Here is a 22,931-nt window from a genome sequence, read left to right as displayed (position 1 = left end):
TCTAGGTTCCAGCTTCTGTAAAACGCACTAAAGCAGACTTCACCATCTGCCATTGCCTTGATCGTTTTCTCTTTTCCTGAGATCGTCACGCGCTTTTTTAGCTTTTTGACTCGTTTTTAGGCGCACTGTCTAGCTTTTCCCAAGTGGCCCTAGCGCCGACCCAGTAACAAGATTTGCTCTGCCGTGATGGCTTGGTTGGGATGGGCTTTGCTCCAAATTTTTGTGGCTCGGGCGATCGCTTCAATGTCCCCACCACTCAAATGCTTTTGCCGTACCAAGCGCTCCCAGTCAAAGTTTTTTTCTAGGGGCAAGTTAGCCAAAAATTGCTGCCAGAGCTGACGGCGATCGCTCGCAGACGGCAGCGGAAACGTCAGCACCTGATCCACCGCTTGGCGCAGCTGTAGCGGCAGGCTCTGCACAGAAGGCGCGCACAGCAGCGTGATGCCATGGCAGCGGGAGCGCACCTGCCAAAACTGCCAAAAGGTCTCCGGCGGAATTTGAGCGTGACGGCCCACCAGGCGGTGGGCCGCCTTGAGCATCAGGAGCGGCGGACCTTCGGCCATGACCTGGGTGAGCAAACGGGCGATCGCCGCCCCGTCGAGCCGGGAGAGGTCTGCTCCCCACAGCGGCTCGGCTAGATCCGCCGCGATCGCCCTAGCGGCGGCTACTTTTCCCGTGCCGGTCGCCCCGACCCAGAAGGCTCGGGTGCCCAGCTTTGGCGGGAGGGAAGGCCCAGGCGCGTCGGCGATCGCAGGAATCCACTGATAGCGATCGCGCACGTGGCGCAACTGGTCTTTGAGCCTGGGCGGCAGCAGCAGATCCTCCCAAGCCTGGGGGCGATCGCCAATGTCCCAGCGCTCCAGAGTAACCCAGCCGCTCCCGGTCACCAGGCTCTCCAGGTGAGAGGGCTGCGGGGCGATCGCCAACAAAAAGTCCGTCCAGGGCTCCGCCAGCACAACGCCATCGGCCAGCATCGGCTGATCTGGTCGGTGCACTAGCTGGATGATGCCGTAGCGGCGCAGCGTGCCGTCCCTCTGGAGCGAAGCACGAGCGAGCTGCCATTCGCGGTCATTGCGACACAGCAGGCGCAGCAGCAACCCCACCGTCGGCACCCCCGCTCGCTCGTCCCCCTGCAACACCCCAAACAGTCGGCTGTAGCGCTGATTGACCTCGATCGCCAGCGCCATGAGCACCACGGATTTCTCAAAGGCGGACAGCTGGAGGCGATCGCGCAGCAGCGGCAAGGCCAGCACTTCCCCAGACCGAGCCGTCGCCTGGATTCGCGCCTCCAGACGCTCTCGGTAGGAGTCTTTGGACTCAGGGGGACGGGCCTGCCCGTCCATCGCCGGAGAATCCGACGCGATCGTGCCTTCCAAGGCAATCAGTCCCTGCCACCAGTGGCTCGTCGCTCGATCCACCGCCGATCGCGCAACGCGGTTTACGTCTCGGGTTTCTTTTCGCTGACGAGCCGCAGACACCATCAGCAGCCGCTCCAGCCAGTTGAGCTCGACCTTGAGATAGGCCCAGTTACTAGCAAAGGGCTCTACGGTCCCGGTCCCCGCCATCATGACAGCACTCGCAAAAATTCCAGGGGCAGCCCGTCCGCATCCGCAATGAAAGCCACTTCGTACACGCGATCGCCAATCATCTGCTGCATAGGCGGCAGCAGGACCGTGAGGGGTTGCAGGCGATCGGGCTGCTCTGCCGCTGCCCGCAGGAACTGATCTCTGAGCGCCTCCAGCCAGCTCGGCAGACTGTCTGCATGACGCGTCAGGTCAAAAGAGAGATGGTAATAGCCCACATAGTGCTCATCGCCAAAGGCATCCGGCGCGGGTCGAGGCTGGGGAATCTGAATCAGCTCAATGCGTCCCCCCAAACCCTCCATCCAGCACGCCAGCGTCATCCCCGTCGTGAAGCGCTCACAAACCGTAAACCCCAGCTGCTCATAGAAGGCGATCGCTCGATGAATATTCGCAGTACGAATTGACGCATGGTGCATAAACTAGGACCTTCATCAGGCACCCGTCGCGCCCATCCCCGCTCTCAGCGCATCACTCAAACAGCCGAAAGTAGGGATAGCGAACCGGCGCCCCGGGTTCTTTTTCAAGATTGAAGTTGATTACATCCCAGCAAGGCTCCTCCTGGGGATCGGGGCTAAACTCCACAGGCAAACCATACAGTCTGGGCCTAGAAGCGTCGGACTGGCCTCGCCAGGGCGTATTGCGCTCCAGAAATGCGCTGATGAGATCTTTGTAGCGTTGCGCAATGATGACCCGCGTTGCCCGATATCCCTGGGTGTAGAGGCGATCGAGCGCTTCGTGAATCTCAAAGCGAATTCCGTCTGGATGAGTGTGCTGGCGATACCACTCGTTATTCCACTGACGCCAATGACGACCCGACTGCAAATGCACTAACTCTTTGGTCTCCGGATCGGCTTCAAAGGCCCCATGACGAGCACACAAATACGTATCGGTCAGAGTAAGTGCTGGGATAGTTTGGCGACAATGCGGGCACTGGATTTCCGGTCCGAAAATGGGATATTGCAAGCCTGGATTCATCATGAACGGCGTTCCAACACATTCTCCGTGCATCAGTGCCAGCCCTATTATAGCTAGGGGGCATTTGACCCTTCACGCCAATTCTACGAGCATTTTGCTTGAGGGCAGGTGGTTCTCATGGGCGATCGCAACAAAACTCCAGCAAACGCTTCTCCTTGGCCCAGCGTTGATTTCTCCGCTGCTGCCTTTGTGGCCGAAAACGCCACGGTGATGGGCTGGGTGACCCTCAGCGAGGGCAGCAGTGTTTGGTATGGCAGCATTTTGCGCGGTGATATCGAGCGAATTCAGATTGGCGCCCATACAAATGTTCAAGACGGCGCTATTTTGCACTGTGATGTTGGTCAGCCAACGGTCCTCGAAGACTACGTCACCGTGGGTCATCGCGCCGTGATTCACAGCGCCCACATCGAGCGCGGGAGCCTGATCGGCATTGGCGCTGTGGTCCTCAATGGGGTGCGCGTGGGCGCGGGCAGCATTGTGGGGGCTGGGGCGGTGGTGACGAAGGACGTTCCGCCGCGATCGCTGGTGGCTGGCGTTCCGGCCAAGATTTTGCGAGAGGTTTCTCAGGAAGAGGCGGCAGAACTGATTGAGCACGCTCGTCGCTACGAAACCCTGGCGATCGCCCACGCAGGGAGAGGCAGCGATCTCGGATTTACAGGCCCCTCCCCCGCTTGAAAATTTTTTGACGTTAGAGTCTTTAAACTTTTGTTGCAGATCCCTCAGTAAACTGCCTGCTGACTCTAGAAATTTGGGTCAACTTGGCGCAACATAGTAAACAAAGCTGAGAGATTTTCACAAAAGTTTGGGAGAGGAATAGAACATGGATTTGCGTCTGTTGATTGTTCTGCTACCGATTCTCCTGGCAGGTGGCTGGGCGGTTTTCAACATCGGCAAATATGCTCTGGCACAGGTTCAGAACTTCCTGAACAAGCAAGCTTAGGCTCAGCCAGTGCTGCATAGCTATCTCACGTTTCAAAGGAGCAGCCTTTTTATCGGGTTGCTCCTTTGATCGTTTCGGCGGCTGAGCTCGATCATTTCGATCACCCAATCAGATCACCCAATCAACAGAGCGATCGCCTTTTGAAGGTCTCTCAGCTCAGCAGGCAGGAGCGCCCCAGATCTGGCCGTAGAACAGGTCTAGCCGAGGGCGATCGCCCAGAAACCCTAGGTTTCCAGCAGTTTTCAAAAAAAAATCAGAAAATATTTGACAAATCTGGATGACCTAGGCACAATAGAAATCGCTGCGGAGGTGAGCGCGCAAAACGCTCTCAAAGCGGTGTCCCAAGACGGGGGACTGTAGTTCAATTGGTTAGAGCACCGCCCTGTCACGGCGGAAGTTGCGGGTTCGAGCCCCGTCAGTCCCGTTAAACAAAACCTAAATAAATAAGGCAACTAGGAGAGCATCCGGTGACCGTTCGTGTTCGTCTTGCCCCTAGTCCGACTGGGAACCTTCACATTGGTACCGCTCGGACGGCTGTATTCAACTGGCTATTTGCGCGCCATCTGGGCGGTCAGTTTATTCTGCGGGTAGAAGATACCGATCTAGAGCGATCGCGCGACGAGTACACCCAAAATATTTTCGAGGGCCTTACCTGGCTGGGCCTCACCTGGGACGAAGGCCCATTTTTCCAGTCCCAACGTCTTGAGCTATATCGCGAGGCGATCGCCAAGCTTGTGGCCGGGGGCAAGGCTTACCGCTGCTACTGCACGACCGAAGAGCTCGACCAGATGCGAGCCGATCAGAAAGCTCGGGGTCAAGCGCCGCGCTATGACAACCGCCATCGCAACCTGACGCCCGAGCAAGAGCAAGCCTTCCTGGCCGAGGGTCGTCAGCCTGTGATTCGCTTTCGGATCGAGGACGATCGCGAGATTGTCTGGGATGACATGGTCCGGGGCCGCATGACCTGGAAAGGCAGCGACCTCGGGGGAGACATGGTCATCGCGCGGGCGGCCAGCGCCACTGAGGTGGGCCAGCCGCTGTACAACCTAGCGGTCGTTGTGGACGACATCGATATGCGGATCACCCACGTGATCCGCGGCGAAGACCACATTGCCAACACGGCCAAGCAAATCTTGCTGTACGAGGCCCTAGGCGCTGAGGTGCCGCTGTTTGCCCACACGCCTTTGATCTTGAATCAGACCGGCCAAAAGCTGTCTAAGCGTGACGGCGTAACGTCTATCTCGGACTTCAAGAAGATGGGCTACGTCGCCGAGGCGCTGGCGAATTACATGACCTTGCTGGGCTGGTCTCCGCCGGACTCGACCCAAGAGCGCTTTACTCTGGCGAATGCGGCCAAGGAGTTTAGCTTTGAGCGGGTTAACAAGGCGGGAGCAAAATTTGATTGGGACAAGCTGAACTGGCTCAATAGCCAATACCTTCACGAAATGCCCGCTGAGCAGCTCGTGGATCAGCTGATTCCCTACTGGCAGGAGGCGGGCTACAGCTTTGATGCTGAAGGCGATCGCGCCTGGCTCGAAAGCCTAACGGCGCTGGTGGGTCCGAGCCTGGTGCGCTTGGATGACGCAGTCGAAATGGTTCGCTTCTTTTTTGCCAGCGAGCTGGCCTACAGCGAGGAAGGTAAAGCTCAGCTCCAGCAAGCCGAGGTGGCCGGTGTGCTTCAGGCGATCGCCGAGCAGCTCACCCCCGGATCTTTGACTGCGGAATCTGCCGGTGAGCTAGTCAAGCAGGTCACCAAGAGTCAAAACGTCAAAAAAGGCCTGGTCATGCGATCGCTGCGGGCAGCCCTGACTGGGGATGTGCACGGCCCCGACCTAACTCAGTCGTGGATCTTGCTTAATCAGCACGGCCAAGATAAATCTCGCCTCGAATCGGCGATCGCTTTGGCCCAAGCGTAGCTTTACCCTTCTCTAGGAACTTTTTTTGATACCCTTGCGTCCTCGTGATCTAGACTAAACACGACCATCCCCTACGCACCGACCTCACTTTGATGGGCAGGATTTTGTCAAAGCGCCAGACTGGGCTACTGGTATCGATCGCCACAGTCATCTCCGGAATTGCACTAGGTGACGCCGCCTACGCGCAAAAAGTTCAATCGCCGCTGCTCTCGATTTTCGAGAACGTCACCTTGAAGCCCGGCTTCTCACCGGACCCGACCGTCTTGCGAGGCATCAGTGGTGGGGCCATGGACGCCCCCAAGAAGATTAGCCAACAGGAAACCCCCACAGGGCCCTGTCTAGGCTATATCGACGATAAGCCTGATCACACCCTGGTCTTGTCGGCTTATTTCGACTATCTCAGCGTGCAGGTCCAGAGCTCTGAAGACACCACCTTGATCATCCAGGGACCTGGCGGTAACTGGTGTAATGACGACGCCAACGGCAAGAATCCGGGCATCTCCGGTCAGTGGCTGGCGGGCACTTACAACATTTGGGTTGGCTCCTACAAGCGCAACCAGTACAACCCCTACACTATTCGCATCAGCGAGAGCCAGTAGCCAGGGGTTTCTCTTCGGTGAGTTTTCCGATCGCCCTAGAAATCCTCTAGGAGGGGACCTAGGCGCTGCAAGAGCGGATCTGCGGGCGATCGCGCTGATGCAGGCTGAGGAGCGCTGAGGCCATTGGCTGGCTCAAGGGCGATCGCCCGCTGGCCGGCAGCACCAGCCCGAAGAGAAAACAATTGACCCTCGAGAGCAGCAACCTTGAGCTGCAAATCTCGCACCTCCTGCTCTAGAGACGCTGTCGCCACCGCTGCCCCCTTTCCCTCCACCAGGAGCAGGATGGCGCGCAAAGCCTGCTTGCACAGATCGCTAAAGCTTTCATAGCAGCCCGTCGCCACCAGCGTCTCCAGCGCAGCCAAAAAGCGCTGATCGGCAGGGGATGCGCTGAATGTGATCGACTTGGTAACTCGTTTTTCCCGACCTGAGGCGGCGTAGGTATCCGTTTCAGTCATAGAGAGGTCCCCGCCGGCTGACGCGCGGCCGCAGCCGCCACCTGGGCCTCGCCGTAGATGTATTGCCCCAGGGCGTTCGCTTGGCGGGACGGCTTCGCGAGGTGGCCCTTCAGCTTGGCGTCTCGCAGGAGCGGTCGCAAGTCATTCCAGAAGAACTCTCCCCCGCCTCCGGTGACAATCACATCCGTTGCTCGCTCAGGCAGCCACCGCACCAAGCGATCGGAGAGTTCCCGCGCAAAGCTTTTGCTGAGACTTGGCAAAATATCATCTAAGTTGGTCGGGCGAGTTGCGCCCCGAGGCCGATAAAAGCGCTCTCCTTCGAGGCGATGTACCGCTTCAATGAGCGACAGCGACTGGCTATCTGCCCCTTGGATTTGGGTCGCGACTTGGTCGTAGAACTGGCTCATCGCAAAGGGTTCGCTCTTGGAGGCACCTCGGGCAAACCGGAAACGATCGACCATTAAAAAGTCCGTTGTCTGGTGCCCAATATCCACCACAGCAACAGACTGGTGGGTAAAATCGGCTGCCCGCTTGGGCTGAGCCTCGCACCAAATCAGGCTGCCGTAGCCCTCGGGCATCACCCAGACCTGCTGAATATTGACAGAGAGCATTTCCCCGCGATAGCTCAGGACGTGGGGCGATCGCAGCAAACCAATCAACTGCTCCTTTTCGCGATCGAACTGTTCCTGGGAGTGATAGGGCAATCCCAAAACAATCGCGATCTCTCCGGCAATGCCAAAATAGCCGATGCAGGCCAGCACCTTCACCAAAGCATCCTCAACCTTTGACTGCCCCACCCCCAGGTTGGCCCCAAAATCGGCCGCTAGCTGGCCAATGGCATAACCACCCCCCTGATGCTCCAGCCAGATGTCTAGCAGAGGATCTGTCGGCTGAGACTCAAAGCTGCCTCGACGCACTTGCTCCACGGTCATGTGAGCAACATTGGCTGGAATCAAAACCACTGATTCCGGATCACGGCCCATACAGGACTTGGTAGATGTGCGGCCGAGGTCGATACTGAGGATAGTGCCTAGCGGCGCAGCGGACTGGGAGAAGGTCATAGTGTTTCCGCTCCAAAGTGGGATGGCGTTCCTGGACTGCCCCCGGCCCAGCAGCAACACCGCTGCTGAGAACTGGCCCCTAGCAGGCACTTCGCCATGGCCTAGCCATTAGAATAGAACGCTTGTTTTATAATACACTTGCCCTATTTTCAGACAAGTCTTCTAGCAGGCGATCGCCCGGTGCGTCCCCCCGTTCATCCCCCATTCCGGCTTTAGCTCCCCATCGCTGATCCATCTCGCTACTGCTGAAGGGCTGCAAAAGCACCGATTTCCCCTTCTAGGAGCCCAGAAATTGGTAAAGATGGGCCCAAAGTTGATCGAATTCTGGGCATTAGGTTAAATTTAGTTAAGAAGGCTCTCAGAAAAGAGTCTTTGCCCTTACGGGCAACCGTGTCACATTGAGGGCGGCGTTCTAAAAACATTAAGATTTGGCTAGCAATCTAGTTTTGGTTAGAAAAACGCCTGTTTAGCAACCCGTTCGGCGAAGGAAGCTTTTCGCTTCGGCTGCCCCACCCGTTGCACGCTGTATTTTTAGAGGTCATTGACTTATGAAATTTTCTTGGAGAGTCCTGCTGCTATGGACCCTACCTGCCCTAGTCATCGGCTTCTTTCTGTGGCAGGGAGCTTTCTCTACAGCTCCAGCTGACATGGGACGGAACACGGCTAGTACCCGGATGACCTACGGTCGGTTCTTGGAGTACCTAGATGCAGACCGCGTCCAAAGCGTGGATCTATACGATGGTGGCCGGACGGCCATTGTCGAAGCCATTGACCCTGACCTAGAAGGCCGAATTCAGCGGCTACGGGTGGATCTCCCGGCGAATGCACCGGAGCTGGTCACGCGTCTGCGCCAAGAGCACATCGATTTTGACACGCATCCGCCGAGCAACAACGGCGCTATCTGGGGCCTGCTGGGCAACTTGCTGTTCCCCATTTTGCTGATTGCGGGTCTTTTCTTCCTGTTCCGCCGCTCCAACAACGTGCCTGGCGGCCCAGGGCAGGCGATGAGCTTTGGGAAGTCTCGCGCTCGCTTCCAGATGGAGGCCAAGACCGGCGTCATGTTTGATGATGTGGCCGGGATTGAAGAAGCGAAGGAAGAGCTGCAAGAGGTGGTGACCTTCCTCAAGAAGCCTGAGCGCTTTACGGCGGTGGGAGCTCGCATTCCCAAGGGCGTGCTGCTCGTCGGTCCTCCGGGAACGGGTAAGACGCTGCTGGCTAAGGCGATCGCCGGTGAAGCAGGCGTTCCTTTCTTCAGCATCTCCGGTTCTGAGTTTGTGGAAATGTTTGTCGGGGTCGGCGCTTCCCGCGTCCGTGACCTGTTCAAACGGGCCAAAGAAAACGCTCCTTGCATCATCTTCATCGATGAAATCGACGCAGTGGGCCGCCAGCGGGGCGCTGGCATCGGCGGCGGTAACGATGAGCGTGAGCAAACCCTCAACCAGCTGCTGACCGAGATGGACGGCTTTGAGGGCAACACGGGCATCATCATCATCGCGGCCACGAACCGCCCAGACGTCCTCGACTCTGCGCTGCTGCGCCCGGGCCGTTTCGATCGCCAGGTGACGGTGGACGCTCCCGATATTAAGGGCCGTCTGGAAGTCTTGGAAGTCCACGCTCGCAACAAGAAGCTGGCTCCGGAAGTGTCTCTCGATGCGATCGCCCGTCGGACCCCCGGCTTTACCGGGGCTGACCTGGCCAACCTGCTCAACGAAGCCGCCATCCTAACGGCGCGCCGCCGCAAAGAGGCTATCACGATGCTCGAAATCGATGATGCCGTTGACCGGGTGGTCGCTGGGATGGAAGGCACGCCGCTGGTCGACAGCAAGAGCAAGCGCCTGATTGCCTATCACGAGGTGGGCCACGCGATCGTCGGCACGCTGGTGAAAGAGCATGACCCAGTGCAGAAAGTCACCCTGGTGCCTCGCGGCCAAGCTCGGGGTCTGACCTGGTTCACCCCTTCAGAGGATCAAGGCCTGATCTCGCGCTCCCAGATTTTGGCTCGGATCACGGGCGCCCTGGGCGGTCGAGCCGCTGAGAAGGTCATTTTCGGCGATGACGAAGTTACGACTGGCGCTGGCAATGACTTGCAGCAAGTGACCGGCATGGCTCGTCAGATGGTGACTCGGTTTGGCATGTCTGACCTGGGTCTCCTCTCCCTGGAAGGCCAGTCTTCTGAGGTGTTCTTGGGACGCGACCTGATGACGCGATCGGAGTACTCCGAGGAGATCGCGGCTCGAGTGGATGCGCAGGTCCGCACGATTGTTGAGCACTGCTATGAAGATGCGTGCCGCATCATGCGCGATAACCGAGCTGTCATCGACCGTTTGGTAGATTTGCTCATCGAAAAAGAGACGATCGACGGCGAGGAGTTCCGCCAAATCGTTGCTGAGTATACAGATGTGCCCGAGAAGGAACAGTATGTTCCCCAACTGTAGTCTGTAAGTCTTGGTGAAGTGAATGGGCAGGGGGTGACGGGCGTCACCCCCTTTTCTTTTGTCTGAAAAGGGTCAGGGAAAAGGGCGATCGCCCCCTTGAGACTCCTGCCGCCAAAGCTCCCAGCAAAAAGAGGAGGGCCAATGGCCCTCCTCTTGCGCAGCATGAATTTTGAACAGAATTTGGTGGAGGCAGTTTAGCCGAACTTCTCAGCTGGTCAGGGCTTGCTAGCCAAGGGGCTGATAGCAGGTGCAGGACTGACAGGGGCCATGGGGGTTTACAGCACAGCGCAGGTAGGGCGATCGCGCATTGAACTGGCAGCTCAGATCGCCCAAGAAACCTGGCTCCTCGACCACGGTGGACGTCACCAAGGACAACCGGCGCGATCGCCAGTGCTCCAGCGTCCGCTGCAAGCGAGCCTGGGCCTTCGCTTCGGCTCGTCTCAGCAGCCCGAAGGCCACCATGGGCGGCCCCAAACCCAACATCACCACCAAACACACTTTCAAGGTGTCGCTCATACCGGCATCCCTGGAGGGTGCCCAGGCCTTTTTGGCCCGGTTTTATTTCCTCAGCTTACGAGAAAGCCCCCCGGAGCGGCCACCCTAGCTTTGAGCGATCGACTCTTTCTTGGGCTGGTAGGTGGACTTGACCTGCAACTCCTTGAGCTGGCGATCGTCCACGCCCGACGGCGCATCAGTGAGCAAGCAGCGAGCCTGCTGGGTTTTGGGGAAGGCGATCGTATCGCGGATCGACTCCTCGCCCGCCAACAGCATCACCAAGCGATCGAGACCGTAGGCAATGCCGCCGTGGGGAGGCGTCCCGTACTCGAAGGCCTCCAGCAAGAAGCCGAACTTGTTGCGAGCCTCCTCAGGAGACAAGCCGATCGCCTCAAAAACCCGCTCCTGGACGTTGCGCTGATAGATGCGCAAACTGCCACCGCCGATTTCCAAGCCGTTGTACACCAGGTCGTAGGCCTGGGCGCGGGCCGTCTTGAGATCGCCGAGATCTTCTGGGTTGGGGGCAGTAAACGGGTGGTGGAGCGCTTCTAGGCGCTTTTCGTCCGCGTTCCACTCAAACATGGGGAAATCCGTCACCCACAGCAGGTTCACCTTGTCGGGATCAATCAGGTCGAGCTCTCGGCCCAGGCACTGACGCAGGCGATCGAGGGACTTGTTGACGATGTCCGTGGGACCAGCGCCAAACAGCAGCAAATGCCCCGCTTCCGCGCCGGTCCGAGCCAGCAGCGTGGCCTTTTGCTCCTCCGTCAGGTTGTCCTTAATTGCGCCAATGGTGTCGATTTCGCCGTTTTCGCGCACGCGGATGTAGGCCAGTCCCTTGGCTCCGGCGTCGCAGACCTCCTTGAACAGGTCTCCGCCCGGCTTGATCCGGACATTGGAGATGGCGTCGTTGCCGCCGGGAATGGGCAGAACCTTGACGCTACCGCCAGAGGCGATCGCCCCCGAGAAGACCTTGAAGCCCGACTCCGCCATCAGGTCCGACACATCCACGAGTTCTAGGCCAAAGCGCGTGTCCGGGCGATCGGTCCCGTAGCGAGCCATCGACTCTGCGTAAGTCAAACGCGGGAAGGGCCGGGGCAGATCCACCCCTTTGACCACCTTGAACAGATGGCAAACCAGGGACTCATTGAGCTCGAGGATTTCCTCTTGGGACAAGAAGCTCATTTCCATGTCGAGCTGCGTAAACTCCGGCTGGCGATCGGCCCGGAGATCTTCGTCCCGGAAGCAGCGAGCCACCTGATAGTAGCGATCGAAGCCCGCCACCATCAGCAACTGCTTGAACAGCTGGGGCGACTGGGGCAGCGCAAACCACTCCCCAGGGTTGACGCGGCTCGGCACCAGATAGTCGCGCGCCCCCTCCGGCGTCGAGCGGGTCAGCACCGGCGTCTCCACCTCGACAAAATTCAGCTCGTCCTCCAGGAACCGCCGAACCGCCTTGACCACCTGATGACGCAGCAACAGGTTGCGGGTCATGCGATCGCGGCGCAAATCGAGATAGCGATACTTCAGGCGCAGATCCTCGCGCACCGTCTCCGATTCTGCGCTCGAGATCTGGAAAGGCAGCTGGCGCTGCACCGCGTTCAGAACCTCGATTTGATCCGCATAGATCTCGATTTCGCCCGTCGCCAGCTTGGCATTGAGCGATTCGTCTGGCCGGCGAGAGACGCGGCCGGTCACTCTGATCACATATTCATTGCGGAGCTCGCCTGCCGAGCCATAGGACTGGGGCGTCCGCTCAGGGTCACTCACGATTTGAGCAATGCCGGTGCGATCGCGCAGATCCAGGAAGATTACGCCCCCATGATCGCGGCGACGGTCCACCCAGCCGCAAATTGTGACAGTTTCTCCTATATGTTCGGGTCGGAGTTGACCGCAGTAATGGGTTCGCATGGCAGTTCGTGAGTATCTGAAATCGAAGGTTATCCGCGAATCGCGTCAGAGCGTTTCATCTTACGGGAATTTGGGATCGTTTCTACACCCATCCCCCGGAGGCAAACCTCCCCATTATCGAGCATGGAACATCGTTCCATACGCCGTGGGAATATTGGAATCTTCAAAAAATTTGAGCCCCATTTCTCGCATTTGCACTCGGAGCATTATCTGTCTTGCAGCGCGTCTGCACCCCCTACCCCTCCACGGGCGATCGCCTTGCCCCTCAGCCTTAGAGCGATTGGCTATGCTCGGGAAAGTTCGATTCGGCTGGCCCACAGAGCGGCCTGTGCCCTATAGACTAAATGCAGCAATCCACCTAAGACCAGACGAAGGGAGCTTGCCTTGACCGAACACCAGAACACCTCCGCTCCTTCTGTCTCCCGAAAAGAGCTGCGGGACCTCGTTCGCGTACAGCTGCAAATGCTGCTGGATCAAGGAAACTTTCAGGGAGCCAAAGCCCTCCTTATCCCCGTCCAGCCAGCCGATATTGCAGAGGCAATCGAAGGGTTGCCTGAACCCCTCCAGGTGATTGCCTTTCGGTTATTGTCCAAAGACGAAGCGACAGAGGTATACGAATACCTCGACTCTAGCGTGCAGCAGGCCCTCATTGAGGAGTTCAAACGTCAAGATGTTCTAGACATCGTTGACAAGATGTCTCCGGACGATCGGGCGCGCCTGTTTGACGAGCTGCCCGCCAAAGTCGTGCGGCGGCTGCTGGGCCAGCTCAGCCCCGCTGAGCGGGAGGCCACGGCGCTGCTGCTGGGCTACGAGGCCGGGACCGCAGGGCGGATCATGACGCCCAAATACATTTCCCTCAAAGAGGGCATGACGGTCACCCAGGCCATCGAGCGCATTCGCACCATGGCCGACACGACCGAAACGATTTATTACCTCTATGTGACCGATGCAGCCCGCTGTCTGACCGGCATTTTGTCGCTGCGGGATCTGGTGACGGCCCAGGCCGGAGACCGGGTCGGCGATGTGATGACTCGCGAGGTGGTCTCGGTGACGACGGACACGGACCAAGAAGAAGTGGCCCGGATGATTCAGCGCTATGACTTTTTGGCGGTGCCGGTGGTGGATGCTGAGCAGCGGCTGGTGGGTATCGTCACGGTGGACGACGTGATCGATATTTTGGAGCAGGAGACCACAGAGGATATCTATACCCTGGGCGGCGTCCAGGCCGGGGATGATGACTACTTCCAAACCAACCTGTTTACGGTGGCGCGGCGACGGGTGGTGTGGCTGTTTGTGCTGCTGATTACCAATACGGGCACGAGCGCGGTGATTAGCAGTCAGGAGGACATTTTGCAGCGGGTGGTGGCCCTGACGGCGTTCATTCCGCTGCTGATCGGCACTGGGGGCAACGTGGGCGCCCAGTCTTCGACGGTGGTGATTCGGGGCTTGAATGTGGATAAGGTGCGGCCTACGGAGGCCTTCACGGTGGTGCGGCGGGAGGCGATCGCCGGGGCGCTGCTCGGGGCGCTGCTCGGCATTGTGGTGGCGATCTGGGCTTACCTGCTTCAGCACAACCTGGCGGTGTCTATCGCGGTGGGGATCAGCCTGCTTGGCATCTCGATTTTGGCGTCGGTGGCGGGCTCGGCGCTGCCTTTTCTGTTCAAGTCTTTGGGATTTGATCCGGCTCTGATGTCGGCACCGTTTATTACAACGGCGGTGGACGTGCTGGGGGTGTTTATTTACTTCTCGGTCGCGCGTCTGGTTTTGCGATATTTAGGTTGATGTCGGCGCATTCTGCACGCGGGTTTCGTCGTTTCTAATCGGTCTGGCGGACGGTTTTATGCCTCAATCTCGTCTGTGGATGGCGATCGCAGAATTGGTGGCCCTGGCGGCGGCGGTGGGGGGCCTGGGGCTGGTGCTGGCGTCTCGCTCCGTGCTCTATGCGCTGGTGCCGCTGACGGTGGCTCTGGTGCTCAACTGGTTCAACCGGCGCTCCCAGGAGCAGCTCACCCGCCGGGACACCACGGTGATCATGAGCCAGATGCGGCGGCAGATCATGGGCCAGCTGCGATCCCAGGGCCCGGGAAGCGAGCCGAAGGCGCTGCCGCCCGCCTCAGAGAAAGGCGATCGCGCTGAAGTGTCGCCCAAAATCGCCGAAATCGAGCTGCGATCGCTCCATCAGCGCTATCAGGATTTGCAGGAGCGGGCGATCGCCCTGGAGGACTCCCTGACCCAAGTGGTGGACTACCTCAACCGCATGCTGCCTCCCGGCAAAATCGAGCGCTGGGACCAGGCCTTCGCGGCTTTCAAAGGGGAGACCCTCGACGCTGACTCACCGGCCCTCCAGTTTCCCCAGGTCGGCGCTGCCGGAGCAGAGATAGCAGAAGAGGAAGCGCCACTGTGCCCGGCTGCGCCCTGGAGCGCCTGGCTGTCGCTGCCGGGACATGGGGGCTGGGTCAGCACGGTAACGGTGAGCCCAGATGGCCAGCTGCTGGTGAGCGCGAGCTATGACCAGACTCTCAAGGTCTGGCATCTGGAAACGGGGGAGCTGCGCCAGATCCTGACCGGCCATCGGGGCGCCGTGAGCGCGATCGCCTTTAGTCCTGACGGCGGCGTGCTCGCCAGCGCCAGCTTCGATCGCAACATTGGGCTGTGGGACGCGGCCAGCGGGGCCGGACTGGGAAGCTGGGAAGCTCACATGGGCTCCGTGCGGGCGATCGCCTTCAGTCCCGACGGCCAGGTGCTGGTGAGTGGCGGGTTCGACGGCACCGTTAGCTTTTGGGAGTGGCAGACCGGCGCTCAGCTCCATAGCCACCTGGGCCACACCGGGTCGGTGCGATCGCTGGTGTTTAGCCGGGACGGCCAGACCCTGTTTAGCAGCGGCGAAGACGGCCTAATCCAGCAGTGGGACGTCGAAACGGGAGAGTGCATCAGCACCGTCGGCGAAGATGTGGGGGCCGCCCCGGCGATCGCCCTGCACCCCAACCGGCCCATTTTGGCCAGCGGCAGCAGCGATCACACCGTTAAGCTGTGGTCCCTCGATGACCAGCCCAACCTGGCACCCCTCGAAGGCCACACCGCCCCGGTAACGGCGATCGCCTTTAGCAGCGACGGCGAGTTTCTCGTCAGCGCCAGCACCGACGGCACGCTGCGGCTGTGGCACCTAGACTCCCAGGAGTGCTGCGGCGTTCTCGTCCAGGACGGCAGCCCGATCCTATCGGTGGCGATCGCCCCAGACCAGCGCTATCTGATTAGCGGCACCGTCAACGGCGTGATTCACCTCTGGCGAGCCGCTCAGGTGCCTGCCGTCTAGTAGCTGATTTGCAGGGTCACCGAGGCCTGAACTTCCTGTTCACCGCCCATCACCGGCATGCTTTCATTCGCCAGTTTGGCGTCCCGCGCGTAGGCCAAGGGCATGGGAGGCGGCGGCACCGCCTGATCCACCTGGATGTTCACGATTTCCTGCGATCGCAGGCCTAGGGCAGCCAGCACCGTGTCGGCCTGCTCCCGCGCATCCTGAGTGGCCTCTTGGAGCGCCGTCTTGCGAGCGTTATCCATTGCGGGCTCCGCCGCCTCGAAGCTCACCCCGTCAATGCGCGTGGCCCCGGCCTTCACTGCGTCATCCATCAGGGCGCCTGCCTGCTCGGTGGGCACCTTGAAGCTGACAATGTTGGTGCCCGCATAGCCTTCGAGGGTGCGGGTGTCGTTGCTGTAGTTGTAGACCGGCGTCAGGCTGATGCCCGTTGTTTCCAGCTTGTCCACGCGGCGGGACTTGAGCAGGTCCACCACCGCCGATGAGCGGCGGGCCACCTCAGCCTGGACTTCTTGGGCAGACTTGCCCTGTACCTCGACGCCGAGGCGGACTTGGGCAATGCTCGTTTGGACCATTTCGCTGCCGCGACCGGTAACGGTCAGGGTGCGCAGGAGTTTTTCTTGGGCAATCGCAGGACTCATGCAGACCAGGGTCAAGATGCCCAGGGTCAGGGGCAAAAGTTTGACCGATGAGGCCCACCAAGGGGAAGACGGACGCATAGTCATAGCTCCTCACAGAGGGTAGAGAATCAGTTGTCTCTAATCTGGCACGGGAGCCCCTCTAGAGGGACGCGGTTACGGTTTCGGCAACTTGGGTCGCCCCGGAAAACTGGGCCCGCTCAGCGGTCAGGTTGACAGAGAACCTTGGGCACCGGCAGCGGATCGGGCGCGTCGGGGCGCAGGCGATCGGCTAGGCGGGCGATCGCCTCCGAATCGGCCTGCTGCACCGTCTCGAGCAAGTCCAGACTCTGCTCGATCAGGGGCGACACCGCCACGCCAGCGTAGTCTGGCTCATAGGATCGCAGGCGCCCGACCCCTTCTCCCAAAAGGACCATGGCGCCCCGCGCGTTGGCATTGCTGAGGTGATAAATGCCCACCGCAATCTGCAAAATTCCTTGATAGAAATTCCGCTGCGGCCCCACCGCTTCGAGCCAAATCGTTTCGAGGGTGTCGTGACAGGCGTAAAATTCGCCCTGGTTAAACTGCTCTACGCCTTGCCAAAAAGCCGCCGGAACTTCGGACATGGGTCTACACCATGGACTGGCGAACGGCCTGGATTGCCTCAATGCTGATCTCCTGGCGATCGCTGGCAAACTCGTTGTCCGGCGTCAAAAACAGCATGCAGTGGCACTCGTGGCGCTCTCGCATGGGCACACAGGGGCAGTTCCAGAAGGTGGCGCTGGCTTCCGCTGCTTTGTCCTCGTAGTGGCGGCAGGGGCACAGGGGCGAACCCAGTTCTTCTTTGTGGCGAGCGAGTCCTTCGATCACCACCGCCGTCACCGAGGGCTCTGCACAAAAGTAGGTGCCTGTGCGCTTGGCGTAGGTTTCGGCAAAATTCCGCATAGCCTCAAGAGCTTTGTCGTCGGCAGGCGGCTGGGGATTACTCACGTTCATAGGAGATGGTGATGACGGACACGATTGTACGATTTTACCTGGCGAGGGAGGTGGGTGCTCAAGGAGTCGATCAGTAGCGGTTGAGCTGGGTTTGGAGCTGGCTTTGGAGGGGCTGGTCGGCGCTGAGGACTAGGCCCGGATGGTGGGGGTCGAGGGGATAGCGGCGCAGATCATCAGTGGGGGGCCACAGCACCCAGCGACTGCCGGGGGGCAGGGCAGAGAGGGTGCGCGGATCCTGGCTCAGCCAAATCACCGGCGAGTCAGGGGGGCGATCGCTAGTCATGGGCTCGCCCAGGGTGACGGCAGCCAAGGTGGAGAGCACGGTGCGATCGCCCCACACCAGTCCACTGCCTGCGGTCCACAGCTTCGGGCTGAGGGCACACCGCTTGGCATAGAAATACAGCGACGCCGCAGCCGTTACTGCCTCTTCGAAGGTGTCTGGATCCCAGGTGCCGCTACTATCTAGGCACAAAACGATATCTTGGCCGCCGGTAAACACCTCCAGCTCCCGCACCCGCAGCTCGCCGTAGCGGGCGCTGGTCCGCCAGTGGACCAGCCGAATCGGGTCCCCCCAGCGGTAGGGCCGCAGCGATCGCGTCAGGCCCTCCGTTGCCGTCTGGGCGCGCTGATCGCTGTGGAGCTGCAAGCTGCGATCGCGCCCCAGATCGTCCACCAGCGGACAGCGATTGAGAGGCAGCACTCGCGGATAGACAATGGCCGTGGCTTTCACTTCGCGCGATCGCCGGCACCAAAACAGCCCCAGGGGAGCCGCCGTGCGCAGTTGCAGCGTCTGCCAGCGATACACCCCCCGCCGCTCCGTGGGATAGGTGTAGGTCCAGGCATGGGTCTGGTGCGGCGCGATCAGCTCCAGGGAGGCCCGGGCTGGCGATCCCAGCACCTCAGGCACCTCGTCTTGGACCACCAGCAGCGTTTTGGCCTGGGAGGTCGTGTTTTCCAGCAGCACCTCCACACTCAGCAGATCCCCTGCGCTCACGGGCTCGAGGGTGCGCCGACTCACCTTCAGGCCCCGCAGCGATCGCAGGGGCAGCCAAACGGCGATCGCGATTAGCGCCGCGCTAATGCCGCTGATCACATACAGCCACCCCGACAAAGTATTAGTCGCCGCCACAAAGAAAAAGAGCGTCAACCCCAGCAACACCCAGCCCGCATAGGCCGGATTCACCCAGTGGGTTTCGAGCCAGTTCGTGATGCGCCGTTGTACAGACATCCAGCCTCCCGCAGTTGACAGACAGTGACCTCAAAGCCCCCAGCGGATCCCAACTTGACCCAGCTTTGCCCGCTCCAATGGTGCCTTCCATTCTCCCGTGTCCAGACCCCGCTCTGCCAGAAGCCGCGCCACTTTTTCCGTCCGTAATCTTCGCGAAAGCTTCCGTATCTTTACTTCACAACCGCAGATGTTGAGGGAAATATTTCAGTACACTTACGGTTAAACCAAATCAATTTATCCTCTTTATCAGCCATCTTCAGGGAAAGAGGTCATTCAGATCGACCACCTGCCCTGCCCTACCAAAGGAGAGTCTATGACCGGCCCAACTACTAGACGATCTGACGTACCTCGTCCCCCTGTGGAAAGCACAACCCCGCCTCCACCCCCCATTGGCCAGCCGCGCCAGTCTCCCCAGCGAGGCTTGATTGAGCGCATGGTGCGAGACGCCCATGCCCACCAAGCTTCCGACATTCATATCCGGGTGGGTGAAGTGCCGCGCTACCGCATTCGTGGGGAAATGATGGCTGCCCCCAGCGTGGGTCGAGTGACCGCCGAGGTCTTCGAGCAGTACCTCACCGAAATGCTCACCCCGGAGCAAATTCAGCGCTTCAAAGAAGAAAAAGAGCTCGACACCGCGATTTTCTATCCTGGATTTATCCGCTGTCGGGTCAACTGCTTTGATTCCTTGATGGGCGGCGCGATCGTGCTGCGACTGATTTCGCTCAACATCCCCAGCATCGACGAGCTAGGGTTGCCAGAAGTCCTCAAGCACATCGTCAGCCAGCCCCAAGGGTTGATCTTGGTCACGGGGCCTACGGGTTCGGGTAAGTCGACCACCCTGGCCGCCATGATCAACCACCTCAACGAGATGGTCCAAAAGCACATCGTCACGATTGAGGACCCGATTGAATACGTCCACGCGTCCAAAAAGTGTCTGATCAGCCAGCGGGAAGTTGGGCTGCACACCTTTGAATTTCAGAGCGCATTGCGGGCCGTGCTGCGGGAAGACCCCGACGTGATTTTGATCGGGGAAATGCGCGATCGCGTCACGGTCGACACCGCCCTCAAAGCCGCCCAGACCGGCCACCTCGTCCTAGGCACCCTGCACACCCGCAGCGCCATCAGCACCCTCAACCGTCTGCTCAACATCTACAACCCCGAAGAGCAGCAGTCGATGCGCATCCAGATCACCGACTCGCTGATCTCGATTATTTCTCAGCAGCTGCTGCCCACCACAGACGGCCACCGGACCGCAGCCCACGAGATTTTGATCAACACCCCCGCCATGCAGGACTACCTGCTCAAGGGCGAGGAGAGCGAAGCCTTCAACCTGATGGAGACCAACCTCGACGAAGGCATGCAGGTGATGAACCAGGCCCTCTGCGACTTGGTGCTGCTGGGCAAGATCAGCCCCGAGGACGCCGTGAAGGCCTCTCCCGACGCGGGCGACCTGCGCCGCCGGGTGCGCAACCTGGGCGTCGACCCCTCGCGTACCTCCAACCGAGAGTTCTTGGGCGCCAGCCAGGAGTTTCGGCCGTCCTAGGGCTGTCGGCTGCGTAGACAACTGCCCCCTTTACCCCAAAAGCCCGCCGATCAAGATCGGCGGGCTTTTTCGGTTCGAGATTAATTAGCGCCTAAGTTAGCAAACGCCCTAGGCGAGGGTGCTGGCTCGAATCTGGGCAGTCTCGACCGGCGTGCCTGGGGCGTAGACCTTCGCGACGTAGTCTGCCACCATGCGATCGGTGTTGAACAGAGGCGAGTTGGTGCGGATCGACGCCTTCATAAACTGGATCCAGCGGCGTGGCAGGCCATTGGCGTCGCAGTCGTAGTAGGTCGGGGCGATCTCTTCTTCCAGCAAGTGGTAGAGGGACTCTGAATCAATGCGATCTTGCAGCTCTTGGTCGCTGGTGTGGGCATCTTCGCCGATCGCCCAGCCGTTGAGGCCTTTGCCGTCGGGTCCAGCCTGGTAGCCTTCACACCACCAGCCGTCGAGGACGCTGCAGTTGATGCCGCCGTTGAAGCAAACCTTTTGGCCGCTGGTGCCGGACGCTTCGAGGGGACGGCGGGGGTTGTTGAGCCAGACATCGACGCCTTGGACCAGTTTTTGGCCGGTGAAGATGTCGTAGTCTTCGATGAAGGCCACGCGATCGCGAATGGCCGGGTCGTGGCACCACTCCATCAGCTTTTGGATGATGCGCTTGCCTTCTTCGTCGGCGGGGTGCGCCTTCCCGGAGAAGATAATCTGCACGGGGCGATCGGGGTTGCCAAAAATCTTCAGGGCGCGCTGGGCATCCCGCAGCAGGAGGTTGCCCCGCTTGTACTGGCTAAAGCGGCGTGCAAAGCCAATGGTCAAGCAGTTGGGGTTGAGGAGGTGATCGACGGCGTCGATGCTCTCTTGGGATTCGCCGCGAGACCGGCGGGCGACTTTCATGCGATCGCGCACATGGGCGATCAGGCGCTCCTTGAGCGCTTGGTGACGCCACCACAGCTCCTCATCGGGAATCGCGTCCACCTTGGACCACACCGCCGGGTCCGCAATGCGGTTGGACCAGTCCTCGCCCAGGTATTGGGCGTACAGATCGGACATCAGGGGCGCTGTCCAGGTCCGTGCATGGACGCCATTGGTGATGTGGCCAATGGGCACCTTGTCCACCGGGCCGGGATAGAGGGTCGCCCACATCTTGCGGGAGACCTCGCCGTGGAGGGCGCTCACGCCGTTGGCCGTCCGGCACATGCGCAGCGCCAGCACCGTCATGCTGAAGGTTTCCCAGGGATCTCCCAGGCGGCGCGCCCCCAGAGCCAGGAACTGCTCCCGCGAGAGCTTGAGCTCGGGCCAGTAGTGGGCAAAGTAGGAGTCCATCAGGTCCGGGGTGAAAGCGTCGTGACCCGCGGGGACGGGGGTGTGGGTGGTGAAAACCGAGCGATCGCGCACCAGCTTTTCGGCGTCGTAGAAGGACTGACCGCTTTTCTGGATTTCGAGGCGGGTCATCTCCAGGGTGGCAAAGGCGGCGTGGCCTTCGTTGAGGTGGCAGATCGAGGGAGTAATTCCCACGGCTTCTAGGGCCCGGACCCCACCAATTCCCAGCAGCACCTCTTGGGCGATGCGGGTCTCGGAGTTGCCGCCGTAGAGGTGGCCCGTCAGCCATCGATCCACCTGATCGTTGTCCTCGCGATCGGTATCGAGGAGGTACAGGCTGACGCGGCCGATTCGCGCCAGCCAGACCTGGACTTTCACGCGGCGATTGCGGATTTCGAGCTCGACGAGGACCGGCTCTCCTGCCCCATTTCGGATCAGCTCCAGGGGCATGTTTTCGAACTGGCTGTTAACGTAGTAGTCTTCTTGCCAGCCTTGGCGGTTGAGGCGCTGGCGGAAGTAGCCCTGGCGGTAGAGTAAGCCAACGCCCACCAGGGGAATGCCGAGGTCCGACGCCGACTTGAGGTGGTCACCGGCCAAAATGCCCAAGCCACCGGAGTAGATGGGCAGGGACTCGTGAATGCCAAATTCGGCGCAGAAGTAAGCGACGGGATGCTGGGCCGAAATGTGGGGCACCACGCGGCTCGACCAGGTTTCGCCCTCGGCCATGTACTGGTCGAACTGGTCTACGAGGCGCTGGACGCGCCGCAGGTAGACGGCATCGGTGGCTAGCTCCGACAGGCGCACGGGGCAGGCCCCCGTCAGCAGGGCAACGGGGTTATGGCCGCAGGCCTGCCACTGAGTGGGATCAATATTGCGAAAAATCGAGATGCGATCGCCGGTCCAGCTCCACCAGTAGTTGTAGGCCAGGTCAGCAAGACGCTTGAGCGGAAAGGGAAGTTTTGCGGCCAGTTGGGCAGCAGGAGCACATTCCTTGATCATGGGAAAAATGGTGGTGATAGGGTTCGAGCCGTCTCAGAGGACGACAACATCACGGCAGTCAAACCGTCAAAGCACGAGGCGCAAAGCGCGTTTGGCCCCAGAGCGTGCCAGAGATTAGGCCGCTCCAAAACGACAAACTTGAGGCGATCGCCAGAGGCATTGGTTGGGATACACGCTTATCAGCGCAGTCCGACCCGAAACAGCATCCGACCAGACATCAACAACCCGGTGGCTTCACAAACACGCTGGGTAGCACAGGATTTAGGCGTTGCTCTTTGGAAGCCAGTCTGCGGTGCTGCTGAACTGCGTACTAGCTCTTAGAGTGCCAGAAAGATTCGCGAATCCTGGGTCTTTTCATACTCTTTGAAGGTTCGAGAGCAATCCCCGCTGGGAGCGGCCTTGGGGCGATCGGCGCTCCGGTCAGTGCCCAAAAGGGGCGATCGCCAAGAATCTCACACGCTTTCGCCGTGGGAATGTCAAGATGTTCGAAGGCGATCATGCGCCCCTGAGACTGCCAAAGCACCGCGATCGCCCGTTTGTTTTCCTGTCAT

At 59.9% G+C, this 22,931-nt stretch carries 20 protein-coding genes and 1 tRNA gene; 9 read left to right on the top strand and 12 right to left on the bottom strand.

All coding sequences use genetic code 11. From position 1 onward, the window contains the following. Positions 1 to 149 precede the first annotated feature (149 nt). The 3 genes from GEI7407_RS19315 to GEI7407_RS04335 are packed head-to-tail and all read right to left on the bottom strand — an operon-like array spanning position 150 to position 2,561. On the bottom strand, positions 150 to 1,568 hold the full coding sequence (locus GEI7407_RS19315) for a hypothetical protein (RefSeq protein ID WP_015170912.1): 1,419 nt from the start codon (positions 1,566 to 1,568) through the stop codon (positions 150 to 152). Beyond that, positions 1,565 to 1,999, bottom strand: coding sequence for a VOC family protein (locus GEI7407_RS04340; RefSeq protein ID WP_015170911.1), 435 nt, complete (start codon positions 1,997 to 1,999; stop codon positions 1,565 to 1,567). The genes GEI7407_RS19315 and GEI7407_RS04340 overlap by 4 nt, the downstream gene beginning before the upstream one ends. Positions 2,000 to 2,051: 52 nt before the next feature. Then, positions 2,052 to 2,561 (bottom strand): TIGR02652 family protein, encoded by a 510-nt coding sequence (locus tag GEI7407_RS04335; RefSeq protein ID WP_041268268.1) that lies wholly within the window; start codon positions 2,559 to 2,561, stop codon positions 2,052 to 2,054. Between the two features lie 114 nt (positions 2,562 to 2,675). Here GEI7407_RS04335 and GEI7407_RS04330 point away from each other — a divergent pair, with 114 nt between their 5' ends. The 5 genes from GEI7407_RS04330 to GEI7407_RS04310 all read left to right on the top strand — a co-directional run bounded on the left by GEI7407_RS04330 (position 2,676) and on the right by GEI7407_RS04310 (position 6,013). After that, positions 2,676 to 3,233, top strand: a complete 558-nt coding sequence (locus GEI7407_RS04330) for a gamma carbonic anhydrase family protein (protein WP_015170909.1) — start codon at positions 2,676 to 2,678, stop codon at positions 3,231 to 3,233. Positions 3,234 to 3,378: 145 nt separating this feature from the next. Next, positions 3,379 to 3,498, top strand: coding sequence for a photosystem II protein Y (locus tag GEI7407_RS04325; RefSeq protein ID WP_015170908.1), 120 nt, complete (start codon positions 3,379 to 3,381; stop codon positions 3,496 to 3,498). A 350-nt stretch (positions 3,499 to 3,848) separates the two neighbouring features. Beyond that, positions 3,849 to 3,922: transfer RNA gene (locus GEI7407_RS04320), tRNA-Asp, on the top strand. A 43-nt stretch (positions 3,923 to 3,965) separates the two neighbouring features. Beyond that, on the top strand, positions 3,966 to 5,414 hold the full coding sequence (gltX, locus tag GEI7407_RS04315; protein WP_015170907.1) for a glutamate--tRNA ligase: 1,449 nt from the start codon (positions 3,966 to 3,968) through the stop codon (positions 5,412 to 5,414). Positions 5,415 to 5,644: 230 nt separating this feature from the next. After that, positions 5,645 to 6,013 carry a hypothetical protein gene (locus GEI7407_RS04310; RefSeq protein ID WP_190274172.1) on the top strand — a complete coding sequence of 123 codons (369 nt, stop codon included), beginning with the start codon at positions 5,645 to 5,647 and terminating at the stop codon, positions 6,011 to 6,013. Between the two features lie 35 nt (positions 6,014 to 6,048). Here the strand turns inward: GEI7407_RS04310 and GEI7407_RS19310 are convergent, their stop codons facing one another. Both GEI7407_RS19310 and GEI7407_RS04300 read right to left on the bottom strand, forming a co-directional pair. Continuing rightward, the gene (locus GEI7407_RS19310) at positions 6,049 to 6,468 is read right to left on the bottom strand and encodes a hypothetical protein (protein ID WP_015170905.1); all 420 of its coding nucleotides are present in this window, start codon (positions 6,466 to 6,468) and stop codon (positions 6,049 to 6,051) included. Beyond that, positions 6,465 to 7,529, bottom strand: coding sequence for a ParM/StbA family protein (locus GEI7407_RS04300; protein WP_015170904.1), 1,065 nt, complete (start codon positions 7,527 to 7,529; stop codon positions 6,465 to 6,467). The genes GEI7407_RS19310 and GEI7407_RS04300 overlap by 4 nt, the downstream gene beginning before the upstream one ends. 548 nt (positions 7,530 to 8,077) lie before the next feature. Here GEI7407_RS04300 and ftsH2 point away from each other — a divergent pair. Next, complete coding sequence (gene ftsH2, locus GEI7407_RS04295) at positions 8,078 to 9,964, top strand: ATP-dependent zinc metalloprotease FtsH2 (protein WP_015170903.1); 1,887 nt, start codon at positions 8,078 to 8,080, stop codon at positions 9,962 to 9,964. 225 nt (positions 9,965 to 10,189) lie between these two features. On the opposite strand, the gene GEI7407_RS04290 is transcribed toward ftsH2, so the two are convergent. Both GEI7407_RS04290 and aspS read right to left on the bottom strand, forming a co-directional pair. Beyond that, positions 10,190 to 10,480 carry a DUF6464 family protein gene (locus tag GEI7407_RS04290; RefSeq protein ID WP_015170902.1) on the bottom strand — a complete coding sequence of 97 codons (291 nt, stop codon included), beginning with the start codon at positions 10,478 to 10,480 and terminating at the stop codon, positions 10,190 to 10,192. Between the two features lie 84 nt (positions 10,481 to 10,564). Continuing rightward, a complete protein-coding gene (gene aspS / locus GEI7407_RS04285; protein ID WP_015170901.1) occupies positions 10,565 to 12,370 on the bottom strand; it encodes an aspartate--tRNA ligase in 1,806 nt (601 codons plus the stop codon). 384 nt (positions 12,371 to 12,754) lie between these two features. On the opposite strand from aspS, the gene mgtE reads away from it, so the two are divergent. Further along, the gene (gene mgtE, locus GEI7407_RS04280) at positions 12,755 to 14,152 is read left to right on the top strand and encodes a magnesium transporter (RefSeq protein ID WP_015170900.1); all 1,398 of its coding nucleotides are present in this window, start codon (positions 12,755 to 12,757) and stop codon (positions 14,150 to 14,152) included. A 58-nt stretch (positions 14,153 to 14,210) separates the two neighbouring features. Beyond that, positions 14,211 to 15,683 (top strand): WD40 repeat domain-containing protein, encoded by a 1,473-nt coding sequence (locus GEI7407_RS19305; RefSeq protein ID WP_015170899.1) that lies wholly within the window; start codon positions 14,211 to 14,213, stop codon positions 15,681 to 15,683. Here GEI7407_RS19305 and GEI7407_RS04270 read toward each other — a convergent pair. The 4 genes from GEI7407_RS04270 to GEI7407_RS04255 form a co-directional block, all read right to left on the bottom strand. Beyond that, positions 15,680 to 16,402 (bottom strand): SIMPL domain-containing protein, encoded by a 723-nt coding sequence (locus tag GEI7407_RS04270; RefSeq protein ID WP_015170898.1) that lies wholly within the window; start codon positions 16,400 to 16,402, stop codon positions 15,680 to 15,682. The genes GEI7407_RS19305 and GEI7407_RS04270 overlap by 4 nt on opposite strands. A gap of 119 nt (positions 16,403 to 16,521) precedes the next feature. Next, complete coding sequence (locus GEI7407_RS04265; RefSeq protein WP_015170897.1) at positions 16,522 to 16,926, bottom strand: DUF309 domain-containing protein; 405 nt, start codon at positions 16,924 to 16,926, stop codon at positions 16,522 to 16,524. Between the two features lie 4 nt (positions 16,927 to 16,930). Beyond that, on the bottom strand, positions 16,931 to 17,296 hold the full coding sequence (locus tag GEI7407_RS04260) for a ferredoxin-thioredoxin reductase catalytic domain-containing protein (protein WP_015170896.1): 366 nt from the start codon (positions 17,294 to 17,296) through the stop codon (positions 16,931 to 16,933). A gap of 70 nt (positions 17,297 to 17,366) precedes the next feature. Beyond that, entirely contained in the window at positions 17,367 to 18,524 is a 1,158-nt protein-coding gene (locus GEI7407_RS04255) for a DUF58 domain-containing protein (protein ID WP_015170895.1), read from the bottom strand. 313 nt (positions 18,525 to 18,837) lie between these two features. On the opposite strand from GEI7407_RS04255, the gene GEI7407_RS04250 reads away from it, so the two are divergent. Beyond that, positions 18,838 to 20,067: a type IV pilus twitching motility protein PilT gene (locus tag GEI7407_RS04250; RefSeq protein WP_015170894.1), complete on the top strand. Its 1,230-nt coding sequence runs from the start codon at positions 18,838 to 18,840 to the stop codon at positions 20,065 to 20,067. 108 nt (positions 20,068 to 20,175) lie between these two features. Here GEI7407_RS04250 and glgP read toward each other — a convergent pair whose 3' ends face one another. Beyond that, positions 20,176 to 22,380, bottom strand: a complete 2,205-nt coding sequence (glgP, locus tag GEI7407_RS04245; RefSeq protein ID WP_015170893.1) for an alpha-glucan family phosphorylase — start codon at positions 22,378 to 22,380, stop codon at positions 20,176 to 20,178. Between the last annotated feature and the right edge of the window lie 551 nt (positions 22,381 to 22,931).

Origin of the sequence: Geitlerinema sp. PCC 7407 (assembly GCF_000317045.1) — a bacterium.
GTDB lineage: Bacteria > Cyanobacteriota > Cyanobacteriia > PCC-7407 > PCC-7407 > PCC-7407.
The sequence above is the reverse complement of the archived record's forward strand: the minus strand, read 5'-3'. Positions and strand labels throughout refer to the sequence as shown.

What these genes read in the sequence shown, in the direction of transcription:
- glgP (WP_015170893.1), bottom strand. Translation starts at nt 22,380, where the DNA reads ATGATCAAGGAATGTGCTCCTGCTGCCCAACTGGCCGCAAAACTTCCC.
- GEI7407_RS04260 (WP_015170896.1), bottom strand. Translation starts at nt 17,296, where the DNA reads ATGAACGTGAGTAATCCCCAGCCGCCTGCCGACGACAAAGCTCTTGAG.
- GEI7407_RS04270 (WP_015170898.1), bottom strand. Translation starts at nt 16,402, where the DNA reads ATGCGTCCGTCTTCCCCTTGGTGGGCCTCATCGGTCAAACTTTTGCCC.
- GEI7407_RS04290 (WP_015170902.1), bottom strand. Translation starts at nt 10,480, where the DNA reads ATGAGCGACACCTTGAAAGTGTGTTTGGTGGTGATGTTGGGTTTGGGG.
- ftsH2 (WP_015170903.1), top strand. Translation starts at nt 8,078, where the DNA reads ATGAAATTTTCTTGGAGAGTCCTGCTGCTATGGACCCTACCTGCCCTA.
- GEI7407_RS04300 (WP_015170904.1), bottom strand. Translation starts at nt 7,529, where the DNA reads ATGACCTTCTCCCAGTCCGCTGCGCCGCTAGGCACTATCCTCAGTATC.
- GEI7407_RS04330 (WP_015170909.1), top strand. Translation starts at nt 2,676, where the DNA reads ATGGGCGATCGCAACAAAACTCCAGCAAACGCTTCTCCTTGGCCCAGC.
- GEI7407_RS19305 (WP_015170899.1), top strand. Translation starts at nt 14,211, where the DNA reads ATGCCTCAATCTCGTCTGTGGATGGCGATCGCAGAATTGGTGGCCCTG.
- GEI7407_RS04340 (WP_015170911.1), bottom strand. Translation starts at nt 1,999, where the DNA reads ATGCACCATGCGTCAATTCGTACTGCGAATATTCATCGAGCGATCGCC.
- GEI7407_RS04265 (WP_015170897.1), bottom strand. Translation starts at nt 16,926, where the DNA reads ATGTCCGAAGTTCCGGCGGCTTTTTGGCAAGGCGTAGAGCAGTTTAAC.
- aspS (WP_015170901.1), bottom strand. Translation starts at nt 12,370, where the DNA reads ATGCGAACCCATTACTGCGGTCAACTCCGACCCGAACATATAGGAGAA.
- GEI7407_RS19310 (WP_015170905.1), bottom strand. Translation starts at nt 6,468, where the DNA reads ATGACTGAAACGGATACCTACGCCGCCTCAGGTCGGGAAAAACGAGTT.
- GEI7407_RS04250 (WP_015170894.1), top strand. Translation starts at nt 18,838, where the DNA reads ATGACCGGCCCAACTACTAGACGATCTGACGTACCTCGTCCCCCTGTG.
- GEI7407_RS04335 (WP_041268268.1), bottom strand. Translation starts at nt 2,561, where the DNA reads ATGATGAATCCAGGCTTGCAATATCCCATTTTCGGACCGGAAATCCAG.
- GEI7407_RS04255 (WP_015170895.1), bottom strand. Translation starts at nt 18,524, where the DNA reads ATGTCTGTACAACGGCGCATCACGAACTGGCTCGAAACCCACTGGGTG.
- GEI7407_RS19315 (WP_015170912.1), bottom strand. Translation starts at nt 1,568, where the DNA reads ATGATGGCGGGGACCGGGACCGTAGAGCCCTTTGCTAGTAACTGGGCC.
- GEI7407_RS04325 (WP_015170908.1), top strand. Translation starts at nt 3,379, where the DNA reads ATGGATTTGCGTCTGTTGATTGTTCTGCTACCGATTCTCCTGGCAGGT.